Genomic DNA, 21,178 nt, shown 5'->3' on the forward strand with positions numbered 1-21,178 from the left:
TGCGGATCAAGCGAGTTCGCCCCCTGCCCGCTTGAGCATTTGCTTGCAGCGCTCGGACAGGTGAAACACGTGCAGATGTTTGCCAGCCTTGGCGTAGCGCTCACGCAGGGTTTTCAGCGCGGCGATCGCCGAGTAATCGACGAATCTCAGGTGACGACAGTCCAGGGTCACGTGCGCAGGGTCGTTGGCAGGGTCGAACTGATTGAGAAAAGGTGCAGTCGAGGCGAAGAACAGCGTGCCATGCAGGTGATACAGCTTGCTGCCGTCGGCTTCGATATGAGCGTCGGCGTAGAGCTCGCGAGCCTGTTGCCAGGCGAAGTTGAGCGCGGCAATGATGATCCCGCAGAGCACGGCGGTGGCCAGATCGGTGAACACCGTAATCACCGTGACGGCGATGATCACCAACACGTCGTTCAGCGGGACTTTGTTCACCACCCGCAACGAAGCCCAGGCAAACGTCTGCTGCGACACCACGAACATCACCCCGACCAGTGCCGCCAGCGGGATGCGCTCGATCAGCGGCGACAAAAACAGGATGAACAACAGAATCAGCACACCGGCCACCACCCCGGACAGTCGGCCACGACCACCGGAGCTGAGGTTGATCACTGTCTGGCCGATCATCGCGCAACCGCCCATGCCGCCGAACACACCGGAGACGATGTTGGCCGCTCCCAGCGCCACGCATTCGCGATCCGGATAGCCACGGCTTTCGGTGATCTCGTCGGTGAGGTTCAGGGTCAGCAGGGTTTCCAGCAGGCCGACCAGCGCCATCAAGATCGCGTAAGGCGCGATGATGTGCAGGGTGTGCAGATTCCAGGGGATGTCCGGTAGCGCAAACGTCGGCAAGCCGCCGGCGATGTGGGCCATGTCGCCCAGGGTGCGGGTTGGCAGGCCGAGCAGATAAACCGCGAGGCCAACGCCCAGGATCGCCACCAGCGCCGGCGGCACGGCACGGGTCAGGCGCGGTAGCAGGTAAACGATGGCCATCGTCAGGGCCACCAGCCCCGTCATCAGGTACAGCGGCGCGCCGCTCAGCCAGGCGTCACCGTTCTTGAAGTGCTCCAGCTGGGCCAGGGCAATGATGATCGCCAGGCCGTTGACGAAGCCCAGCATCACAGGGTGCGGCACCATGCGCACCAGTTTGCCCAGCTTCAGCAGCCCGAACGCCAGCATGATCAGCCCACCCAGCAGCACAGTGGCCAACAGGTACTGCACACCGTGCTGCACCACCAGCGCGACGATCACCACCGCCATCGATCCGGCTGCACCGGACACCATGCCGGGCCGCCCGCCGAAGAGCGCGGTCAGGGTGCAGATGATGAACGCGCCGTATAGGCCCATCAATGGATTGAGGTGGGCCACCAGGGCGAAGGCGATGCATTCGGGGAGCAAGGCGAAAGAGGTGGTGAGCCCGGCCAGGACATCGGCGCGCAGAGGTTTTGGTTTCATGACTTACCCAAAAATTTTGGCCGCAGGGAATGGCCAGCAAAGAGGGTGCGGATGTTACGGAATTGGGGGCAGCCCGGCCAGTTATGGGGTTGCTGAAAACGCTTTCGCGAGCAAGCTCGCTCCCACAGGGTTATGTGCCGTTCGCCGATTTCGTGAACGACACATTACCTGTGGGAGCGAGCTTGCTCGCGAAGGCAGCGACGCGGTCTAGAGCGAACTCACACCATCTCGTCCCGAATCCACTCAACCACCGAAGTCCGCTTCGGCGCCCAGCCCAGCAGTTCACGCGCATGCTTGCCGCGAACCCGGCTGTTGGAGCCCAGGCCATAGTTGGCCATTTCATAACCCCACTCGGCTTCGGCCTCTTTCAGCGGCCAGTCCTGTGGCGCTCCCAGCTTCAGCGCCTGGGCAATCGCAGTGGTCATCTCGATGAACGATGCCTCGCCGCTTTCGACAAAGTAGAAGGTGCCTGGAATGTTTTTGGTCAGCGCCAGCAGGTACAGGGACACCACGTCTTCGATGTGCACGTTGGACCAGATGTTATGGCCCGGGCCGACATGCCGGACCACACCACTTTTGCGTGCCTGTTTGAGCAAGCGCGGCAACTGCACGCTGTCGCGATTGACACCCAGGCTGTGACCGTAGATCAGCGTATTGCAGATGACGGCCGAGTTCACGCCGTCTTTGGCGGCGGCGAGGATCAGGTTATCGATGGCCACGCGCGCAGCCTTGTCGACCGTCGGCTCCGGCAGGCTGTCTTCGTAGTAGACGACGTCGCTGGATTTACCGCCCGACGCATCGCCGACGATGCTCGACCCGCTGGTATGCAGGAACACTTTGTTGGAACCGCGCAGCGCATTGAGCAAGGCGTCCACTGCGCCGCGGTGGTCGCTGCTGGCGGCATTGATGACGGCATCGGCAGCCCGGGCCTGTTCGGCCAGCAGTGCGCTGTCGTCCAGCGTGCCGATGACCGGGGTGATGCCCAGTGCGCTCAGTTCATTGGCTTGTTCGGCGCTGCGCACCAGGCCGCTAACCTTGTGACCTGCCCGGACCAGACCGGTGGCGATGGAGCCGCCAATAAAGCCGGCAGCGCCGGTAATGAATACGTTCATGGAGAAACTCCCTGCGTCAGTAAGTGATGCAACCAGTATCGAGCAGCGATGCCTGGGGAAACAGGCGGCGCAGCCCAATTCACTCTTGCGCAGGGATCACGAATCAGCCCGAGAAGTCCGCTATCGCGTAATCCGCCAATTTACCCTGGATGAAGTCCAGGAAGCACTGGATGCGCAGGGCCAGCTGCGAGTTACGGTAGTACACCGCGTTGATCGGCTGACGATAGCCGCTGTTGAACTCCGCCAGCAGCACCTGCAGACGCCCGGCGCGGATGTCCTCGATCGTCATGTAATGGGACAGGCTGGCGATGCCCTGGCCTGCCAGTGCCAGGTGCCGGATGGTCTCGCCGCTCGAGGCGCTGATCGACGCCTCGATCGGCCAGCGATCACCATGCACATAACGCAGCGGCCATTGATTCAAGCCTTCGTTCTGGGTAAAGCCCAGCAGCGTGTGCCCGGATAAATCCGCCACCTCAACCGGTACGCCGTGTTTTTCCAGGTACGCCGGGCTGGCGACGATGTGCAGCGGGCTGCAGCCCAGGGAGCGGGCGTGCAAGGTCGAGTCGGCCAGCGTGCCGATACGGATGGCGATGTCGGTGCTTTGCTCGAGCAGGTCGATGATCAGGTCGTTGCTGTTGAGTTCCAGCTGGATGTCCGGATAGAGACGGCGGAACTCATCGATATACGGCACGATGGCGTGCAGCATGAACGGCGAGGCCGCGTTGATCCGCAGGCGCCCGGACGGGGTTTGCTGGCGTGAGGTCAGGCGCTCTTCCAGTTCGTCCATCTGATCGAGAATCAGCTTGGCGTGCTCGAAGAAGTACTTGCCCTCCTCGGTCAGGTCCATGCGCCGCGTGGTGCGGTTGATCAGGGTGGTATCGAGCTTGGCCTCCAGCCGCGACAGCGTACGACTGACCGCCGATGGCGTTTGCCCCACCTGCTCGGCCGCAGCGGAAATCGACCCGCACTCAATCACGCAGACGAAAATCTGCAATTCATCGGATCTGGCTTTCACGTGTGTCCTCTTTGACGAATGGGCGTGACATGAATCGCCAAGATCGCAGCCTTCGGCAGCGCCTACAAGAATTGCGCCTCCCCGAATCCTGGGTGTACGCCATCTGTAGGAGCTACCGCAGGCCGCGATCTTTCCCGCCGTTGCGACGGATACTAGCCGGAAAAATTCAGGCAGGCAGACCAAACACCTCAGCCAAATGCTGCTCGTAACGCGCTACGTCGGCTTCGACATTCGGGCGCTTCATCACATCAACGCACAGGAACGTCGGCAAGCCGGTCATGCCGAGGAAGGTATTGGCCTTGTGGAACGGAAAGTACACCGCGTCCACACCCTTGGCTTCGAAGAAGTCGGTCGGGTCATCGAACGCTTGCTGCGGCGCGTTCCAGGTCAGCGACAGCATGTACTGCTTACCCTGCAGCAGACCGCCGCTGCCGTACTTCTGCGAGGCGTCGGAACGAGTGCGGCCGTCGCTGGCGTAGAGGCTGCCATGGCCTTCGGTGAAGACTTCGTCGATATACTTTTTCACGGTCCAGGGTGCGCCCATCCACCAGCCGGGCATCTGGTAAATGATCACGTCGGCCCAGAGGAATTTGGCGACTTCTTCGGCGACGTCGTAGCCCTCGTCGATGAAGGTGGCTTTCACATCCACGCCGCCGCGATCCAGCACACTCAGCGCGGCGTCATGCAGGGTGGCGTTGTAGCGGCCATCGGAGTGGGCAAATTTTTTGCCGCCATTGAGCAACAGAACTTTTTTCATGGAAGGTCTCGGAAGGTTGGAATTCGATGGCGGCAGCGTATCGATCTGCCTCACGCGGAATAAGCACTGAATTCGCAAATATCATTTGACCAACGCGCACGAATCAACAGGGGATTGTTGCCATAAACTACTGCGAATTCTTAACTTGAAGACATTTCTGATGAGTGAAATCCAAGGCTTCATCCTGCATGCCAAAACCCGCCCGGGAAAATCCGCTGCCTTCGAAGCGCTTTTCAGCGGCTATGTGCAAGCGAGTCGCGCCGAGCCCGGCTGCATCGAATACCACATGCTGCGCGACAAACAGGACCCGACGCTGTTTATCTTCTACGAGATCTGGCAGTCCCAGGCCCACCTGGACGTGCACTCGAACCTGCCACACATGAAGCAGTTTCTCGAGCAACGCATGGAGTACCTGGAGCGGGATTTCGATATCCGCGCCATCGACATGCTCAGCCCGTCGTCCGCTACCCGCTGATCAGCAAGTGGCCGCCGAGCACGCCAAGGCCAATGAAGAACACGCGCTTGAACAGCACGGCGCTGATTCGCTGGCGCAGCCATTGCCCAAGCAACATCCCGAGCATCGCCGGGATCAGCGCCAGCAACGACGCACTCAACTCGCCACCGCCGAGGGCGCCGCGCCATGCCAGGCCCGCGGCCAGTGCCAGGGTCGAGACGGTGAATGACAGGCCCAGGGCCTGCACCAGTTCATCCTTGCTCAAGCCCAGCGCTTGCAGATACGGTACCGCCGGAATCACGAAGACCCCGGTGGCCGAGGTGATAACCCCCGTCACCAGGCCGCAAAGCGGAGCGAGCCAGCGTTCGCTGCTACCGCTGACGCGCAAGGACGGCAGAAACAGACCGCTCAACGCGTAGAGCAACAACGCCGCTCCCAATCCCCGCACGACCCAGTGACCATTCGCCATGCCGATCCACACCGTACCGGCAGCGGTGCCGATGAAGATCGCCAGCAGCATTGGCCACAGCCTTTTGACCAACCCCGGTAAATGCCCGCCGAAGGCCAATTGCCAGAAGTTGGTGAGGGTCGCGGGGATGATCAACAATGCGGCAGCCTGCGACGGCGCCATAGCCAGACCGAGCAGGCCCATGGCGATGGTGGGCAGGCCGAGGCCGATGACGCCCTTGATCATGCCGGCCAGCAGGAAGGTGGCGATGACCAGCAGGGAAAGGGTCAGGCCGAGGTTCTGGTAGAAGGTTGCGAGTGTATTCATGGGCTTATCCTGAGCCTGGATTGGGCGCCTGAAAATCTGTCATATACTGAGGGTGCCTCTTGATGTGGTAGAGGCTGAAGGTTTCGCTGGGGCTACTGACGTTTTCGCGGGCAAGCCTCGCTCCTACAGGGATTGTGATGTTCATCCGGGTGACCGCGTACCTGTAGGAGCGAGGCTTGCCCGCGATGGCGCCCGCCCAGACAACAACATCCAAAGGCCGTACCCATGCACTTCGACTTCACCGACCTGCGCCTCTACCTGAACATCCTCGACAGCGGCAACATCACCGCCGGCGCTGCCCGCAGTCATCTGTCCCTCGCCGCAGCCAGCGCGCGCATCCGCGCCATGGAATCCTCACTCGGCATCGATTTCCTGGAACGCGGTCGTCGCGGCGTCACCCCCACTCCCGTCGGCAAGGCCTTGGCGCAACATGCTCGCGTCCTGCTGCAACAAGCCGAACGCATGCAGCAGGACCTGGCCGACTACGCCAAAGGCGTCAAGGGCCAGGTTCGGCTGTTGTGCAACACCACGGCGATCACCGAGTACCTGCCAGAGCTGCTCGCAGACTTTCTGCGCGGCAACCCAAACCTCGACATCGACCTGCAAGAACTGCCCAGCACCCGCATCACCCACGCCTTGCGCCAGGGTGCGGCAGACCTCGGTATCGTGTCCGACGCCGTGGACACCGAACACTTGCAGACCCGCCCGTTTCGCGACGATCCGCTGGTGCTGATCATGCCGCGCGATCACCCCTTGGCGGACGCCGGATCCGTGAGCTTCACCAACACATTGCACCACGACTACGTCGGCCTGAATGCCAACAGCGCCTTGGCGGTATACCTTGAAGAACAGGCACTGCACGCAGGCTCACGGCTGCTGATCCGGATTCGCGCCGACGGCTTCGACGGGGTGATGCGCATGGTCGCCCGTGGCGCGGGGTTGGCCATCGTGCCCCTGGCGGCGGTCGAACGCTGGCCCGGCGAAACCTCCTTCAAGAGCCTGGCCCTGCAAGAACCCTGGGCCCAGCGCAAACTCCTGCTATGCGCCCGGGACTTCACAACGTTGCCCGCTTATGCCAAGGCCTTGCTGCACGCCTTGACTCTCCCCTGAGGGGCAGACTTTACCCTTGGCATTTGCGCTTCCAGGACAGAGACGATGGGCAAGCGAATTCTGGTGATTCTCGGTCATCCGTCGAGCAACAGCTTCTGTGCTGCGCTCGCCGAGCGTTACACACAAGCGGCGTTGCACGCCGGGCACGAGGTGCGTCAATTATTTCTGGGCCGCATGGACTTTGATCCGGTGCTGCGTGAAGGCTATCAGCAGGTTCAGCCACTGGAAGCCGACTTGCTTCGCGCCCAGGCGGACATCCTGTGGTCCGAACATCTGGCGTTGATTTATCCGATCTGGTGGGGTGGAGTGCCGGCCTTGCTCAAAGGCTTTTTCGATCGAGTGTTCCTGCCCGGTTTCGCCTTCAAGTATCGCGAAGGCAAAGCCTTTCCCGAGAAGTTACTGCACGGTCGCAGTGCGCATCTGCTGGTGACCATGGACACACCACCCTGGTACTACCGCTGGGTCTATCGCATGCCCGGATTGCACCAGATACGTAAAACCACCCTCGCCTTCTGCGGCATCGAGCCACAACGCACGCTCACGTTCGGCCCGATTCTCGGCGCAAGCCAACGACAGCGTGAAGCCTGGCTGTTGCAAGCCCAGGCTATCGCCAGCCGCTGAGTCTGCCGATAATGCGCCGGGCTGTACCACGGCAAAAAGGGACTTTTCATGTACATCGGCCAAGCCGCGCAACGCTCCGGAACCACGATCAAGAGCATCCGCCATTACGAATCGATCGGCTTGCTGCCGGTTGCCCGGCGACTGGGAAAATACCGCCTCTATGATCAGCAAAGCGTCGATCTGCTGATCTTCATCAAGTGCGCTCAGCAGCTGGGGTTCCGGCTCAAGGAGTTGCAGGCGATCTTTGCCGGGCATCAAGGCCAGGCCATGCCCTGGGCACTGGCGCAGCAGGCCATCGAGGCCAAGAAGCGCGAAATAAGCGAGCGGATGGCCACGCTCGCGCACCAGCACGCGCAATTGGTCGAGTTCGAGGGCAGTCTCCTGCAAGCCCGGATCAATTGCCCGCTGGAGAGTCTTTGAGGGTATGGCGCGTTTCTGGGCAGTTCGATGTCGACCCCAGACAACTGACCGGCGAGCCGACGCTATAGGGTGCGTCTTCAGTTCTCGAACGCTACTTCAATAGCTCAAGGCCCGGAGTCCACATGACCGCACCTATTACCGTTCTTCGCGACACTCACCCGCTGCCGGTACTCGACGCCTGCAAATGGGAAAAACTCGAAGGCGACCCGCACACCGTCAACCTCAACGCCTACACCAGCGAAGACGGCAGCAAGATCATGGGCACCTGGATCTGCACGCCGGGCAAGTGGTATGTGGAATACGTGAAGTGGGAATACTGCGATTTCCGCGAGGGGTACTGCATCATCACCCCAGAGGGCAAGGAGCCGATCCATCTGCGCGCCGGTGATATTTTCGTCATCGAGCCGGGCATGAAAGGCACGTGGGAAGTGGTTGAGACCGTGCGCAAGTATTTCGTGTTTGCCTGATGTAAAAAACCGGGAGATCACCCGACGTGATTTCCCGGTAAATGTCCTTGGGTACATACAATCCCAGTGGGAGCGAGCTTGCTCGCGATGGCGGTGGATCAGTCACATCAGTGTGAATGTTCCGGCCCCATCGCGAGCAAGCTCGCTCCCACAGGGTTTACACAGGTTTTACAGTGGTTTGCGATAGCTGTTGATGATCGCCGAGAAGTCCTTCCCTCCTTCCCCACGTTGACTCATCGCCTGATACAACTGCTGCGCCACCGCGCCCAGCACCACCGGTTGGTGGGCCTGACGCGCCGCTTCCGTGGCCAGCCCCAGATCCTTGAGCATCAACTCGGCACCGAAACCGCCGGTATAGCCGCGCGAGGCCGGCGCCGTTTCGACAATGCCCGGCCACGGGTTGTACATCTCCGAACTCCAGCAACGTCCGGTGGAACTGTTGATGACGCCCGCCAGCACGGTGCTGTCGATCCCTAGGGCTTCGCCCAGGGCCATGGCTTCGCTGACGCCGACCATGGAAATCCCCAGCAGCAGGTTGTTGCAGATCTTGGCGATTTGCCCGGTGCCGACTTCGCCGCAACGGACGATGTTGCGGCCCATCTGCGCCAGCACCGGTTGCAGGGTGGCGAACAGTTCCGGGGTGGCACCCACCATGAAGGTCAGGGTCCCCGCCGCTGCACCGCCGGTACCGCCGGAAACCGGCGCATCGGCCATGGCCACGCCTTGTTTGGCGGCGGCCGCGGCCACATCACGGACAGTCTGCGGATCGATGGTGCTGCAATCCACGGCCGGCACGCCCTTGCCGATACCCGCCAGCACGCCGTCTTCACCCAGCCAGACGCTGCGCACATGCACCGCGGCAGGCAGCATGGTGATCACCAGTTCGGCGTCTTGAGCCGCTTCACGGGCCGAAGCGCTGATGCTGCCGCCCAGTTGCTCCAGCTCCGCCAGTACGGTTTTGTTCAGGTCGACCAAGCGCAGCGAATGGCCAGCCTTGATCAGGTTGCGCGCCATTGGCGCACCCATGTTGCCGAGACCGATAAAAGCGATTTTCATGTCCGGCTCCTTAACGCAAGTTGATGGTGGTGTTCACACCGTCATTGACGCTGTTGTCATCGAACCAGCGACTGGTGACAGTCTTGGTTTGAGTGTAGAACTGCACCACTTGCTTGCCATACGGGCCGAGGTCGCCGAGTTTGGAACCACGGGAACCGGTGAAGCTGAAGAACGGCACCGGCACCGGAATCGGGATGTTGATGCCGACCTGGCCGACGTCGATTTCGCTCTGGAATTTACGCGCCGCCGCACCGCTCTGGGTGAACAACCCCGTGCCGTTGCCGAACGGGTTGGCGTTGACCAGCGCGATGGCCTCGTCGAGGGTATCGACTTCCAGTACCACCAGTACCGGGCCGAAGATTTCCTGGGTGTAGATCTGCATCTCGGGCGTCACGCCGGAGAACAGGGTCGGGCCGACAAAGTTGCCTTTCTCGAAGCCGGGAACTGTAATCTCACGACCGTCCAGTTCCAGCTTGGCGCCTTCCTTGATGCCGCTCTCGATCAAATCCAGAATCCGCGCCTTGGCCTTTTTGGAAATCACTGGACCAACATCAGTGCCCGGCTCACTGCCCGCATTCACTTTGAGTTTCTGCGCCAGCGCCTTCAGGTCTGGCAGCCATTGCTTGGCCGCGCCCACCAGCACCACGACGGATGTGGCCATGCAGCGTTGCCCGGCCGCACCGAAACCGGCACCGACCAGTGCATTGAGCGCTTGTTCGCGGTTGGCATCCGGCAGCACAACAGCGTGGTTCTTCGCGCCCATCATCGATTGCACGCGCTTGCCGTGTTTGCCGGCCAGGTCGTAGACGTGAGTACCGACGGCAGTCGAACCAACGAAGGACACTGCCTTGATGTCTTTATGGGTGCAGAGCGCATCCACCACGTCTTTACCGCCATGAACGACGTTGAGCACGCCCGCCGGCACGCCGGCTTCGATCGCCAGCTCCACCAGCAGCATGGTCGACATCGGGTCCTGTTCGGACGGCTTGAGAACGAAGGTGTTGCCGCAGGCGATGGCCATCGGGAACATCCACAACGGAATCATCGCCGGGAAGTTGAACGGGGTGATGCCGGCGCACACGCCGATCGGCTGGCGCAGGGTGTAGGTATCGACGCCGCCGGCGACGTTCTCGGCGAATTCGCCCATTTGCAGGCTGCCGATGGAGCAGGCGTGCTCGACCACTTCCAGGCCACGGAAGATATCGCCTTCAGCGTCGGCGATGGTTTTGCCCTGTTCGTTGCTGAGCACCACGGCGATGCGCTTGGAGTGCTCGCGAATCAGGGCCTGGAGCTTGAGCATGATGCGCATCCGCGCGCCGATCGGCGTCAGCTTCCAGGTCTGGAAGGCGCGGTGGGCGGCGCTGATCGCGGCGTCCACTTCCTGCGCGGTGGCGAACGGAACCTTGGCCAGCACTTGCTGGGTGGCCGGGTTGATGATGTCGTGCCATTCGGTGGTCTGGGACTCGACCCACTCGCCGTCGATCAACAGCTTGACCTTTTGAACGGTAGTGTCGTTTGGCGTGAGCGATGCGTTCATGCTGGTCTCCTGGACGTTGTTGTTATCTAGAGAAGTATCGGGGGAGCCAAGGCGAAAAAACCGCCTTGCGATAAGACATGTGTCGCGAATTGGTTGTCGGACTGTTTTTGGAGTATAGATGTGCAAACTTCTAATAAGAACGCACATAAAAGCCGGTCCATCATGCAAAAAAACATCACGTCCTTAGGTTCGCTGAACTGGGATGACCTCAAGTTTTTTCTCGAAGTCGCCCGCACGCGCAAGGCCAGCACTGCGGCCAAGCGCCTGGCGGTGGACTACACCACCGTGTCGCGGCGCATCAGTTCGCTGGAAGCGGCGCTGGGCACACTGCTGTTCGAAAAATCCCGGACCAGCGGCTTCGTCCTGACCGCCGAAGGTCAGCGCCTGCTCGGGTATGCCGAGTCGATCGAAAGCACCCTGCACATGGCCTGCGAGCAGGTCTCCGGGTCTGGCGTAGCGTTATCCGGCCATGTGCGCATGGGCTGCACCGAAGGTTTCGGCAGCTTTTTCATCACCCCGCAGCTTAGCCATTTCGTCGACGCCTACCCGGCGATCTCGGTCGACATCCTGCCGCTGCCGCACTTCATCAGCCTGTCCAAGCGCGAGGCCGACATCGTTATCGCCCTGGAGCGACCGGAGCACGGTCCGTATGTCTGCTGCAAGCTCTGCGACTACCGATTGCAGCTCTATGCGACCCAGGACTATCTGGACAAGCACCCGCCGATCCGCCGCCCGGCAGACCTGGGTAAACATTCGTTCATCAGTTATGTCGACGATCTGGCGTTCAGCTCGGAGCTGTTGTACCTGGCCAACGTGCTGCCGGGCGCCAGCGCCAACCTGCGCAGCACCAGCGTGATCGCGCAATTCGTCGCGGCACAGCAAGGACGGTCGCTGGCGATTCTGCCGTGCTTCCTGGCCGCCCAGGATTCGCGCTTGCTGGCGGTGTTGCCGCAAGAGATCACCATTACCCGACAGTTCTGGATGTACTGCCGCGAGGACCTGCGCAAGCTCAAGCGGATTACCCTGTTGTGGGATTACATCCGCGCGGTGACTGAGCAGAATCAGGGCCTGTTGATGGGAGAGAGCCGGGACATGTTGTTTGCCGATTAGTCGGCGTTCGCACCGTGTCCCCGCTCCCTTTCAATCACCCGCCAAGGGCGGCTCTTCCAGCTCCAGCATCAACCCGCTCAAGCGCTTGACCTTGCGCCGCACCGCTTCTTCGAATACCCCGGCGCGCGGTTCGATCAAGGTGAACCAGTGCTTGGCCCGGGTAATGCCGGTATAGATCAGCTCTTTAGTGAGGACCGGGTTGAGGGCGTCCGGCAGGATCAACGCCGTATGGGCAAACTCAGAACCCTGGGACTTGTGCACGGTCATGGCGTACACGGTTTCGACATCATTGAGCCGGCTCGGCAAAACAAAGCGCACGCCGCCCTGTCCGTCATTGCGCGGGAACGCCACACGCAGCACGTGCTTCCCGGCGTCGGGACCATCACGTTCCGGCAACTTGAGCGCGATGCCGATATCGCCGTTCATCAGGCCCAGGCCATAGTCGTTACGGGTCATGAGCACCGGGCGGCCTTCGTACCATTGGTGGTCACTGTCAATCAGCCGCGCCTTGAGCAGTGCGGCGGTGACCCGTTGATTCAAGCCCTCCACGCCCCAGGGTCCCTTGCGCACGGCGCACAACAACTGGAACGCGTCGAAGGCTTGCAGCACGCCACGCGCCCAGTCGACCCAGGATTGATCATGCAGCGGTCGGTCGAGCGCTGGCCGCTGGCTGCGCAGCAAGGTCAGGTAATGCCGATACCCTTGCGGCCCGTCGCCATGCCCCTCGAGCAGCAGGCGTTCCAGCGCTCGATCCTGCTCCCCCTTGAGCGACAGGCTAAACACGTCGTCGTGACTGCGCATTGCAAGGAGCTTGCGCGCTTGCTCAGGGTGCTGCTGGTTGACCCAACGCGCCAGTTGTCCAATGCCGCTGCCCTCACCGAACCGCCGTGAGTGGCGCAGCATCACCACTTGCTGGGCGAGTGGATGAGTTCCTTCGATGTCTTCGTGCAAACCGCTGGCGTCCAGACGTTCGCCACTGACCGACTCCAGCCACTGCCGGGTCTGCGGGCTGTACCAACCGGCCTCGGCATCGCGGCACAGATCACCGAGCACGGCACCGGCCTCCACCGACGCCAGCTGGTCCTTGTCCCCCAGCAGCACCAGTCGGGCATGGGCCGGCATCGCGTCGAGCAGGTTGGCCATCATTTCCAGGTCGATCATCGAGGCTTCGTCCACCACCAGCACATCCAGCGGCAGGCGATTGCCCGCGTGATGCCGGAAATGGCGGGTACCGGGACGGCTGCCGAGCAGGCGGTGCACGGTGGTGACGTCCGAGGGAATTTTGTCCCGTATCGTTTCGGCGACTTCCAGGGTGCGAACCTGGGCACTGATGGACTCGGTCAGCCGCGCGGCGGCTTTGCCGGTGGGGGCGGCGAGACGGATGCGCAAGGGTTTGCCTGCCTCCACCGCCGGCGCCTGCAGCAGGGCCAGCAAGCGCACGACGGTCGTGGTTTTGCCGGTGCCCGGGCCACCGGTGACAATGCTGAAGGCACTGCGGGTCGCCAGGGCGCAGGCGAGTTTCTGCCAGTCGATCACTTCGCCGGGCCGGGCGGGGCCGAACAGGCCGGTCAGGCGTTGGGACAAGTCTTCCGGGGTGGTTTCGTGTTCCGCCAGGCGTTGTCGCAGCGAGTGATCGATACGCCGTTCGTAAGCCCAGTAGCGACGCAAGTACAGGCGTTTGCCCGATAGCACCAATGGCCGCTGCTGCGCTGCTTCACGACAGTCGACTGCCAACGCGACCAGATTGGAGGCGGCCAGCACCTTGCACCAGTGAGCGCCGTCCAGCGCCTGGAGCAATTGCGACGGCAACACCATCGCGTCACTGTGCAGATCCCCTTCGGGCGGCAACGACAGGGCGAAGTCCGGCTCTTTGAGGGTCTCGAACAGATCCAGGCAGACATGCCCGTGGCCCAGCTGGTGGCTGGTCAGTGCCGCGGCCAGCAGCACCAGGGGATCATCATCGGGCGCGAGTTCATGCAGAAAGGCGACGAAGGCCTTGTCCAGCGCCCGCAACCAGCCGCGCTCGACCCAGCGCGTGAGCAACAGCAACAGGTCATCGGCGCGACTCAAGGGGGCAAGGTCCGCCAGGCTGTCGGCGGCCAATGGCGTGGGCAGCAAATCGGCGAAGGTGCGACTCATAGCAATTCTCCCTGTACCCAGGCCGCTTCTGCCTTGGGCTCTGGCTTGCCCTGGAACATCCGGTCCAGGCGCTCGATCAGTTCTTTTGGCGGACGGGTGAAGTACACGCCCTGGCTGGGTGCGCGCGTTCCCCGCAGGAACAGGTACAGCGCACCGCCGACATGCCGGTCGTAATCGTAATCGGCAAGCCGCGCCTTGAGCTGACGGTGCAGGGCCAGCAGGTACAGCACGTATTGCAGGTCGTAACGGTTGTCGAGGATCGACTGCTCCATGGCCTGCCCGGTGTAGGCCGTGTCATCGACACCCAGCCAGTTGGATTTGTAGTCGGCGACGTAGTAACGGCCGTCGTGCTCGAATGTCAGGTCGATGAAGCCCTTGAACATGCCGTTGAGCATTACCGGTTCGGCCGCCACCCGCGCCGCGCCGTTGTGGGTGTATTGGCGCACGAGTTCATCGAGCTTGAGCACATCGACCTTGTGGCTGGCGAACCAGAATTCCATCTCGACGCGGTATTGGCTCAGTTGGCCGAGAACCACCGGCGACTGTCCGGCACCGACAGGCAGCGGCGATTTGAGCAGATGCTGCAGCCAGTCACTCAGGGCAGTGATCCAGCCTTCCCAGCCGCGCCGGTTACAGCGCCGGGCAATGGCGTCTTCCACCGCTTGCGGCGTGGCGGCAAAACTTTCGTCGCCGGCCCACTCCAGCAAGCCATGCAGAAACGTACCGGGGCCTGGGCCACGGGGGAATCGATGGATGTCCGCGCCGCCGGCCACCACGTCTCGCGGTGCATGCGGATCGAGGCGTTCGTCGTCGAAGAGTTTTTGCGCTTGAGGACTTTCGGGAGCTTCGTCACTGCCCTCGCTCAGTCTCTCGCCAATGCGCAAGGCACTGTAAGAAGCGATCCACCAGTTTTCACTGGCCTTGCGCCGGGGGATCCGCGCAGCGAGCAGTGCCGCTTCGTTGTGTGGCGGATGGTAATGCTCGGCGCTCGCTTCAGGCATGTCACCGAAGCTCAATGCCGGGCAATCCTGCTGCAGGTCTTGCAGCCAACGCTTCAACCCGGCCGACTCAGCCAATGGCGCCCCGCCCCCCAGCAGATAACCCAAGGCCGACAGGTGCAGCACCGAGCTGTGGTTATTGCCGCGCTTGAGGTCGGTCACCCCGAGCCAGCAAGCATGTTGCGCCCGGGTCAGGGCCACATAGAGCAGCCGCAGATCCTCGGCCAGGCGCTCGTCATCGGCCAGGGCAATCAACTCGGCCGTCGGCTTCAAGGTCACTTGGGCCTTGCCGCTGGCGTCGTGGTAATGCAATGGCAGACGGCTGCCATCCACCGGCTTCGCCGAACAAATGAACGGCAGGAACACCAAGGGGTACTCAAGTCCCTTGGACTTGTGAATGGTCACCACCTTGACCAATTGCTCATCGCTCTCCAGGCGCAAAATCTGCTCTTCGCCCGCCTGCCCGGACAACGCCAGGTGCTCGGACAGATGCCGGATCAGCGCCTGCTCGCCATCAAGTTCGGCAGCGGCCTGTTGCAGCAACTCGGACAGGTGCAGCAGGTTGGTCAACACGCGCTCGCCATCGCTGCGCGCGATCAGTGCCTGGGGCAAGCGGAAGTCATGCAGCAAGCGCCGCAGCATGGGCAATACGCCCTGCTTGCGCCACAGCTCGCGATAACCGCGGAACTGCATGACCCGGGCTTCCCAGGCCAGTTCGTCCTGATTCAACCGCTCAAGTTCAGCCAGCGACAGGTTCAGCGTGATGCACGCCAGCGCCGCCCGCAGTGGACGCTCGACATCCGGCTCGGCGCACGCCTTGAGCCAGGTCAATACATCGTGGGCTTCCTGGGCGGCGAACACCGAATCCTTGTCCGACAGGTAAACGCTGCGCACGCCCCGGGCCGAGAGTTCGGCGCGCACGGCCTGGGCTTCCTTGCCGTCGCGCACCAGGATCGCGATATCCGCCGGCAACAGGCCCCGAAAGTCTTTGCCGTCCTGGATGAAGCCGGCGCGCCCTTGTTGCCCGCCGTTGAGCAACGCCGTGATTTCACTGGCGCACGCGGCGGCCAGTTGTTGCCGGTACACCACGCCGGAGAGGGGCTGTTCGGCAGACAGGTGCCAGACATTCAGAGCGGGGACAGCCCGGCCTTCAATGTGCAGCACTTCTTTGCGGCCCTGGGAGGCGACGGGCAGGAACGGCACCGGGTTCTCGCCGTTCTGTTCACGAAACAGGAAAGCGCCCCGCCCGGCCTCGCGCGACTCGGCACGCTCGAACACATGGTTCACCGCACTGACCATGCCATGGCTGGAGCGGAAGTTGGTGCCCAGGGTATGCAGGCGGCCAGCGGTGGCCTGGCGGGCGCGCAAGTAGGTATAGATGTCGGCACCACGGAAGGCATAGATCGCCTGCTTCGGGTCGCCGATCAGGAACAGGCCGCTTTCGGGGTTGTTGTCTTCAATGCGATAGATGCTTTCGAAGATCCGGTATTGCACCGGGTCGGTGTCCTGGAATTCGTCGATCAGCGCCACCGGAAACTGCTCGCGGATCAAGGTGGCCAGGCGCTCGCCGCCCTCGGCTTGCAAGGCGGCATCGAGGCGCAGCAGCATGTCATCGAAGCCCATCTCCGCGCGCCGGCGTTTCTCTTCTTCGAACCGCGCACCCACCCATTGGGCCGCATGTTGCAGGACCGCCGCATCGGGCGTCGGCAATCCATCGAGGCTGAGCTTGAGGCCGGGCATCGCCTCCAGGCCGGGATGACGGGGCGCCTCACCCTTCCAGGCTTCAGCCATGCCATCGGGCGTCAGGCGCATGAAGCCGGTGCCGATATCCAGTTGTTCGAGGGATTCGTCTTCGGCCCAGGCTTTTATTTTTTCGAACCAGGGTTCGAAGTAACGCGCCTGCATCTTGCGCCCGTCGACGCTCTTGCTCGCAACACCTTGGTGACACAGAGCAAGCAGCTCATCCGCCCACTGGCGCCAGGGCATCTTGAGTTCGAGCAAGGCGGCCCGTCGTTCCACCAGGCATTGCGCGATCAGCTCGGCGGGCGCTTTACCCGCGACATTGTCGCGCTCGCTGGCAAACAGCCCACGTACTCGCGGCAACAAGGCCGCCGGGCCGCCCCAGTTGCTGCGAACCCAATTCAGCGCATCGCCTTGCATCGGGTAGCAGAACATTCGCCAGTAATCGCGCAGGACCTCACCGAGCAAATCGCTGTGATCGGTTTCCAGGGTCTGGGTGAACAGGCTGCCACTGTCGAACGCGTGTTCGCGCAACATGCGCTGGCACCAACTGTGGATGGTCGAAACGGCGGCTTCGTCCATCCACTGGGCGGCGATATCCAGGCGGTTTGCGCAGCCGGACCACTGCTCGGGCAGGTACTGATCGCGCAGCTCGGCAATCAGCGCGTCCGGTGCCGGGGTTTCCTCGCGGAAGAACCTCGCAGCCTCGGCCAGACGCGTGCGAATACGTTCGCGCAATTCTTTGGTGGCCGCATCGGTGAAGGTCACGACGAGGATTTGCGGGGGTAACAGCTCTCGTCCGAACCCGCTCGGTTCGCCACCGTGGCCCAGGACCAGGCGCAGGTAGAGGGCGGAAATGGTGAAGGTCTTGCCGGTCCCGGCGCTGGCTTCGATCAGTTGGCTGCCACGCAGCGGGAAGGCCAGGGCCAGCGGTGTTTTCGTGGTCATGAGCGCGCTTCCTCGGCGGTCAGTGAACGCCAGGGCGCTTCAAGCAGTGGCCGATACAAGGCGTCGCACCAATCGGGGAACGTCTCGTCGGCCATCAGCACGTCGTAGTCGGCGAACTGACGAGCCAGCGCCGGGCTTTCACGGCGCTCGCCATCGGTGGTCAGGCCATCGCCTTCATAGGCCTTGCGCGCAGCGGCCTGGGCCTTGACCGGATCGGCCTGGCCCAGCCAGGCGAAGGCTGTTTTCACCGCGATCGGCAGCGGTTGGCGCATACCGGTCTGCCAGGCCAGCAACAGGTTGCCCAGAATCTGCGAGGCGGTACCCTGCTCCATTGGAGCGAGCAGCAGACTGTCGTCACTGGCCACCAACGCCGTGGTCAGCGCCATGCCACTGGCGCAGGCCACCAGGTGATTGACCCATGGCCGCGTCAGGCGATGCCATTTGCGCGACTTGATCGAACCGATGCTGTTGGGGATCGTCGTGACTGACAGCAAACCACCGTCGGCACGCTGATGCAGGCCGCTGAGCCAACCTTCCAGGCGCAGGCCTTGCAATTCCAGACTCACCGGCAGCGCGCTGGTGAGCGGTGTAGGCCATAACGCCAGCAGTTGCCGGTAGCGCTGCAGCAGATCCGGCAAAGGCTCGATCAATTCTCGCTGCAGGCATTCGCCAAAACCGGCCATGGGCAGCAACCCGCTGTGCTGCAGACGCCTGGCCTGCGTCTCCAGCGCCTGATCCGTGTGCTCCGGTTGTCCCAGCGCCGCGTCGAGCAGCCTGTCGCTGAGGCTGTAGCGTTGCAGTGCGTCGAGTACAAAGGGCTCTTCATCGGCCAAGGGTACGTCTGCCGCTTCGAAGAACACCTTCAGGCGCTGACTAAAGAAATGTCGGACAGGACTGCGCAGGAAATCCTGCAATTGACCGAGGCTCAGTGGCTCTTCCTGAAGGTAGGCGTCGAGGACTTCGATCTCGGTCTCGGGCTCGCTCGCTTGATGCAGCACCTGCCATTCGTTGGCGTAGCTGAACAGCTCATCGCCTTCATGGAAATAACGGGCGCTGAAGGGTTGCAACGGGTGCTCCTGAGTCATGGCCTCAAGCAAGTCTTCGTCCGCTGCGTGCAATCGCCAGCCGCTGGCCAGATGGTCGCGCAGCTGGCCAATCAGCACCGATGCCGGCCGCTCGCTGTTGTCCCGAATGCTGCGCCCGACCCAGCTGATATACAGCTGGTCACGCGCCGACAGCAGCGCCTCCAGCAGCAGGTAGCGGTCATCTTCGCGCCGGGAGCGATCGCCGGGGCGGTAATCGCTGCCCATCAGGTCGAAGTCCAGGGGCGGTTGCGCCCGTGGGTAATCGCCGTCGTTCATGCCCAACAGGCAGACCAGCTTGAACGGGATCGCGCGCATGGGCATCAAGGTGCAGAAATTGACCGCACCGGCCAGGAACCGCTGGGACAAGCGCCCTTGATCCAGCCCGGCCAGCCAGGCTTCACGGACGACGGTCAGGGGTAACTCGTCGCGCAAGCCAACTGATTCGCAGGTCTCGAGCCAGGTTTCACGCAGCGCTTCGAGCTGGGACAGCAGGTAGTCGTCATGCTCGTTGCTCGCCAGGAAGAACAACTGCACCAGCGCTTGCAAGCGCGCGCCCCACTGCTTGGGAGGAGCAGGCCGAGAGAGTTCCTGGTGGGCGATCTCCAGCGCATCCAGCAACGCGACCAACGGCCCGATGAGCGCGGCATCCAGACCACCGATTTCATCGTAGGGCTCGATGCCCTCGCAGGCACCGGCGCTGCCCACGGCATAACCGAGCAGCATCCGACGCAGGCCGAAACGCCAACTGTTCTGCTCCAGTTCCGCTGGCAGACCGAGACCCGCACGCTGCTCGGCGTTCATGCCCCAGCGAATGCCCGCGCCTTCGATCCAGCGGTGCAGGGTTGGCAGGTCACGCTCCTCCACCGCGAAGCGTGCGCGCAGTGCCGGAACATCCAGCAGATCGAGGATTTCGCTCACCGGGAAACGGCTGTCAGGCAGTTTGAGCAAGTGTTCTACAGCGATCAGTAGCGGATCACGGCCGCGTTGGCCCTGGTCTGCCAGCGTGAAAGGAATGAAGCGCGGGTCATGGCGATCAAGCTGGCCAAATACCGCACGAATATGCGGGGCGTAGCTGTCGATATCCGGGACCATCACGATCACGTCGCGCGGCCTCAACTGCGGGTTGGCACTGAAGCGCGCGAGCAATTGATCGTGGAGGATTTCCACTTCGCGCTGAGCGCTGTGGGCAATGTGAAAACGGATCGACTCGTCCTTCGCCAGATCGATCGCGGGCCAGCGCTCACGAGTCTCGTTCAGGGGACGTAATTCAAGAATGTCGTCCTGCAGTTGGTTGAGCATGTTCTGCGGTTGGCTGTCGCTGAACAGGTCAATGCGCCCATCGCGGAAGGCCGAACGATAGCTGTTGGGATCATCATAACTGTCGAGCAGATTGATGTAGTCCCGCCCCTGCTTGCCCCATGCCGCCAGTAGCGGGTGGGCATGCTGATGCAGGGTTTGCGGATCGAGCACCACCGGCATGCCGCTCTTGCGTGCCTGCCGCTTGTATTGATGCCGCAACAGGTCTTTATCGGCGACGATGTCTGCCCAATGGTGACGACAAGGGTTATGTACGCACAGCAAGACCTGACTGAAACGAGACAGTCCCGCCAGGGCTTCCAGGGCTTGAGCCGGCAGCGAGGAAATCCCGAAAACGATCACCCGGGAAGGCAATCCGCTGGGGGCCACTTCGAGGTTGTTGATGCGTTCGATGAACCGCTGGTGGACCCCGGCACGGCTTTGCGCCATGCCTTGCTCCCCCACATCCAGCAACAGTGCCCGCCATAATTCTGCCTGCCAGCAGTTGGCCGGGGTCAGGGGTTTGGTTTCGCCTCTGCCATTGCGTAATTGATGGCGGCCTTCGGCCCAGTCTTCGAGCCAGTCGGCCCGGTACACCTGGTATTGGTCGAACAGATCCGCCAGTCGCTCGGCCAGTTGGTAGCGTTTGCGTAGATCGGTGTCATTGGCCAGGAAGCGTTGCAGGGGCTCGAAGTGCGGTTGGTTGATCAACTGCGGAAGCAGGCGCATCAGGCGCCAGGTCAGCGGGGCTTTATCGAGCAGGGATTTGACCGGAATCTCGTCACGGCCAAGGACCATGCGATAAAGCTGCCACATGAAACTGCCCGGTAACTGCACGTCGATGGCGGCGGCGATGCCACAGCCACCCATGTCGTCATCTTCCGGGTCTTCGGCCAGTGCCAGCTTCAGCCATTGGGCAATGCCGTTGCTCTGTACCAGGGCGATTTCATTTTCCAGGGGCGCCAGCGGGTAGCGTCGCATCCAGCTGACTACAAGGCTGCGCAACTCATCCAGGCGGTTGCCGTGAACCACCATGAAACCAGCACTGAGGGATGTCGCATCCGGCATAAAGGCTTCCTTGGGGAA

At 62.2% G+C, this 21,178-nt stretch carries 16 protein-coding genes; 6 read left to right on the plus strand and 10 right to left on the minus strand.

The window, feature by feature from the left end; translation table 11 throughout:
- Window positions 1-6 precede the first annotated feature (6 nt).
- The 4 genes from PMA3_RS25825 to mdaB form a co-directional block, all read right to left on the minus strand.
- Window positions 7-1,452 (minus strand): SulP family inorganic anion transporter, encoded by a 1,446-nt coding sequence (locus PMA3_RS25825; protein ID WP_064679838.1) that lies wholly within the window; start codon window positions 1,450-1,452, stop codon window positions 7-9.
- A gap of 218 nt (window positions 1,453-1,670) precedes the next feature.
- Window positions 1,671-2,564 (minus strand): NAD-dependent epimerase/dehydratase family protein, encoded by an 894-nt coding sequence (locus PMA3_RS25830; protein WP_064679839.1) that lies wholly within the window; start codon window positions 2,562-2,564, stop codon window positions 1,671-1,673.
- Between the two features lie 103 nt (window positions 2,565-2,667).
- Complete coding sequence (locus PMA3_RS25835; RefSeq protein ID WP_064679840.1) at window positions 2,668-3,579, minus strand: LysR family transcriptional regulator; 912 nt, start codon at window positions 3,577-3,579, stop codon at window positions 2,668-2,670.
- 166 nt (window positions 3,580-3,745) lie between these two features.
- Window positions 3,746-4,336, minus strand: coding sequence for an NADPH:quinone oxidoreductase MdaB (gene mdaB / locus PMA3_RS25840; protein WP_064679841.1), 591 nt, complete (start codon window positions 4,334-4,336; stop codon window positions 3,746-3,748).
- Window positions 4,337-4,496: 160 nt separating this feature from the next.
- Here mdaB and PMA3_RS25845 point away from each other — a divergent pair, with 160 nt between their 5' ends.
- A complete protein-coding gene (locus PMA3_RS25845; RefSeq protein ID WP_064679842.1) occupies window positions 4,497-4,811 on the plus strand; it encodes a putative quinol monooxygenase in 315 nt (104 codons plus the stop codon).
- On the opposite strand, the gene PMA3_RS25850 is transcribed toward PMA3_RS25845, so the two are convergent.
- A complete protein-coding gene (locus PMA3_RS25850; protein WP_064679843.1) occupies window positions 4,801-5,565 on the minus strand; it encodes a sulfite exporter TauE/SafE family protein in 765 nt (254 codons plus the stop codon). The genes PMA3_RS25845 and PMA3_RS25850 overlap by 11 nt on opposite strands.
- Before the next feature lie 225 nt (window positions 5,566-5,790).
- On the opposite strand from PMA3_RS25850, the gene PMA3_RS25855 reads away from it, so the two are divergent.
- The 4 genes from PMA3_RS25855 (at window position 5,791) to PMA3_RS25870 (ending at window position 8,183) form a co-directional block, all read left to right on the plus strand.
- On the plus strand, window positions 5,791-6,675 hold the full coding sequence (locus PMA3_RS25855; protein ID WP_064679844.1) for a LysR substrate-binding domain-containing protein: 885 nt from the start codon (window positions 5,791-5,793) through the stop codon (window positions 6,673-6,675).
- A 45-nt stretch (window positions 6,676-6,720) separates the two neighbouring features.
- Window positions 6,721-7,296, plus strand: coding sequence for an NAD(P)H-dependent oxidoreductase (locus tag PMA3_RS25860; RefSeq protein ID WP_064679845.1), 576 nt, complete (start codon window positions 6,721-6,723; stop codon window positions 7,294-7,296).
- 48 nt (window positions 7,297-7,344) lie between these two features.
- Window positions 7,345-7,716 (plus strand): MerR family transcriptional regulator, encoded by a 372-nt coding sequence (locus tag PMA3_RS25865; RefSeq protein WP_064679846.1) that lies wholly within the window; start codon window positions 7,345-7,347, stop codon window positions 7,714-7,716.
- Between the two features lie 122 nt (window positions 7,717-7,838).
- Window positions 7,839-8,183: a cupin domain-containing protein gene (locus PMA3_RS25870; RefSeq protein ID WP_007946320.1), complete on the plus strand. Its 345-nt coding sequence runs from the start codon at window positions 7,839-7,841 to the stop codon at window positions 8,181-8,183.
- Window positions 8,184-8,351: 168 nt separating this feature from the next.
- On the opposite strand, the gene mmsB is transcribed toward PMA3_RS25870, so the two are convergent.
- Entirely contained in the window at window positions 8,352-9,239 is an 888-nt protein-coding gene (mmsB, locus tag PMA3_RS25875) for a 3-hydroxyisobutyrate dehydrogenase (RefSeq protein ID WP_064679847.1), read from the minus strand.
- 10 nt (window positions 9,240-9,249) lie between these two features.
- The gene (locus PMA3_RS25880) at window positions 9,250-10,776 is read right to left on the minus strand and encodes a CoA-acylating methylmalonate-semialdehyde dehydrogenase (RefSeq protein ID WP_064679848.1); all 1,527 of its coding nucleotides are present in this window, start codon (window positions 10,774-10,776) and stop codon (window positions 9,250-9,252) included.
- Between the two features lie 162 nt (window positions 10,777-10,938).
- On the opposite strand from PMA3_RS25880, the gene PMA3_RS25885 reads away from it, so the two are divergent.
- Window positions 10,939-11,886, plus strand: coding sequence for a LysR family transcriptional regulator (locus PMA3_RS25885; protein ID WP_064679849.1), 948 nt, complete (start codon window positions 10,939-10,941; stop codon window positions 11,884-11,886).
- A gap of 30 nt (window positions 11,887-11,916) precedes the next feature.
- On the opposite strand, the gene recD is transcribed toward PMA3_RS25885, so the two are convergent.
- From recD to recC, 3 genes are read right to left on the minus strand one after another with little or no spacing between them, the layout of a single operon-like run.
- The gene (gene recD / locus PMA3_RS25890; protein ID WP_064679850.1) at window positions 11,917-14,025 is read right to left on the minus strand and encodes an exodeoxyribonuclease V subunit alpha; all 2,109 of its coding nucleotides are present in this window, start codon (window positions 14,023-14,025) and stop codon (window positions 11,917-11,919) included.
- Window positions 14,022-17,711 carry an exodeoxyribonuclease V subunit beta gene (gene recB, locus PMA3_RS25895; protein ID WP_064679851.1) on the minus strand — a complete coding sequence of 1,230 codons (3,690 nt, stop codon included), beginning with the start codon at window positions 17,709-17,711 and terminating at the stop codon, window positions 14,022-14,024. Before recB ends, recD begins: the two co-directional genes overlap by 4 nt.
- Entirely contained in the window at window positions 17,708-21,160 is a 3,453-nt protein-coding gene (gene recC / locus PMA3_RS25900; protein ID WP_064679852.1) for an exodeoxyribonuclease V subunit gamma, read from the minus strand. The genes recB and recC overlap by 4 nt, the downstream gene beginning before the upstream one ends.
- Between the last annotated feature and the right edge of the window lie 18 nt (window positions 21,161-21,178).

This window comes from Pseudomonas silesiensis, from assembly GCF_001661075.1.
GTDB lineage: Bacteria > Pseudomonadota > Gammaproteobacteria > Pseudomonadales > Pseudomonadaceae > Aquipseudomonas > Aquipseudomonas silesiensis.

What these genes read in the sequence shown, in the direction of transcription:
- PMA3_RS25825 (WP_064679838.1), bottom strand. Translation starts at nt 1,452, where the DNA reads ATGAAACCAAAACCTCTGCGCGCCGATGTCCTGGCCGGGCTCACCACC.
- PMA3_RS25830 (WP_064679839.1), bottom strand. Translation starts at nt 2,564, where the DNA reads ATGAACGTATTCATTACCGGCGCTGCCGGCTTTATTGGCGGCTCCATC.
- mdaB (WP_064679841.1), bottom strand. Translation starts at nt 4,336, where the DNA reads ATGAAAAAAGTTCTGTTGCTCAATGGCGGCAAAAAATTTGCCCACTCC.
- PMA3_RS25845 (WP_064679842.1), top strand. Translation starts at nt 4,497, where the DNA reads ATGAGTGAAATCCAAGGCTTCATCCTGCATGCCAAAACCCGCCCGGGA.
- PMA3_RS25850 (WP_064679843.1), bottom strand. Translation starts at nt 5,565, where the DNA reads ATGAATACACTCGCAACCTTCTACCAGAACCTCGGCCTGACCCTTTCC.
- PMA3_RS25855 (WP_064679844.1), top strand. Translation starts at nt 5,791, where the DNA reads ATGCACTTCGACTTCACCGACCTGCGCCTCTACCTGAACATCCTCGAC.
- PMA3_RS25860 (WP_064679845.1), top strand. Translation starts at nt 6,721, where the DNA reads ATGGGCAAGCGAATTCTGGTGATTCTCGGTCATCCGTCGAGCAACAGC.
- PMA3_RS25865 (WP_064679846.1), top strand. Translation starts at nt 7,345, where the DNA reads ATGTACATCGGCCAAGCCGCGCAACGCTCCGGAACCACGATCAAGAGC.
- PMA3_RS25870 (WP_007946320.1), top strand. Translation starts at nt 7,839, where the DNA reads ATGACCGCACCTATTACCGTTCTTCGCGACACTCACCCGCTGCCGGTA.
- mmsB (WP_064679847.1), bottom strand. Translation starts at nt 9,239, where the DNA reads ATGAAAATCGCTTTTATCGGTCTCGGCAACATGGGTGCGCCAATGGCG.
- PMA3_RS25880 (WP_064679848.1), bottom strand. Translation starts at nt 10,776, where the DNA reads ATGAACGCATCGCTCACGCCAAACGACACTACCGTTCAAAAGGTCAAG.
- PMA3_RS25885 (WP_064679849.1), top strand. Translation starts at nt 10,939, where the DNA reads ATGCAAAAAAACATCACGTCCTTAGGTTCGCTGAACTGGGATGACCTC.
- recD (WP_064679850.1), bottom strand. Translation starts at nt 14,025, where the DNA reads ATGAGTCGCACCTTCGCCGATTTGCTGCCCACGCCATTGGCCGCCGAC.
- recB (WP_064679851.1), bottom strand. Translation starts at nt 17,711, where the DNA reads ATGACCACGAAAACACCGCTGGCCCTGGCCTTCCCGCTGCGTGGCAGC.
- recC (WP_064679852.1), bottom strand. Translation starts at nt 21,160, where the DNA reads ATGCCGGATGCGACATCCCTCAGTGCTGGTTTCATGGTGGTTCACGGC.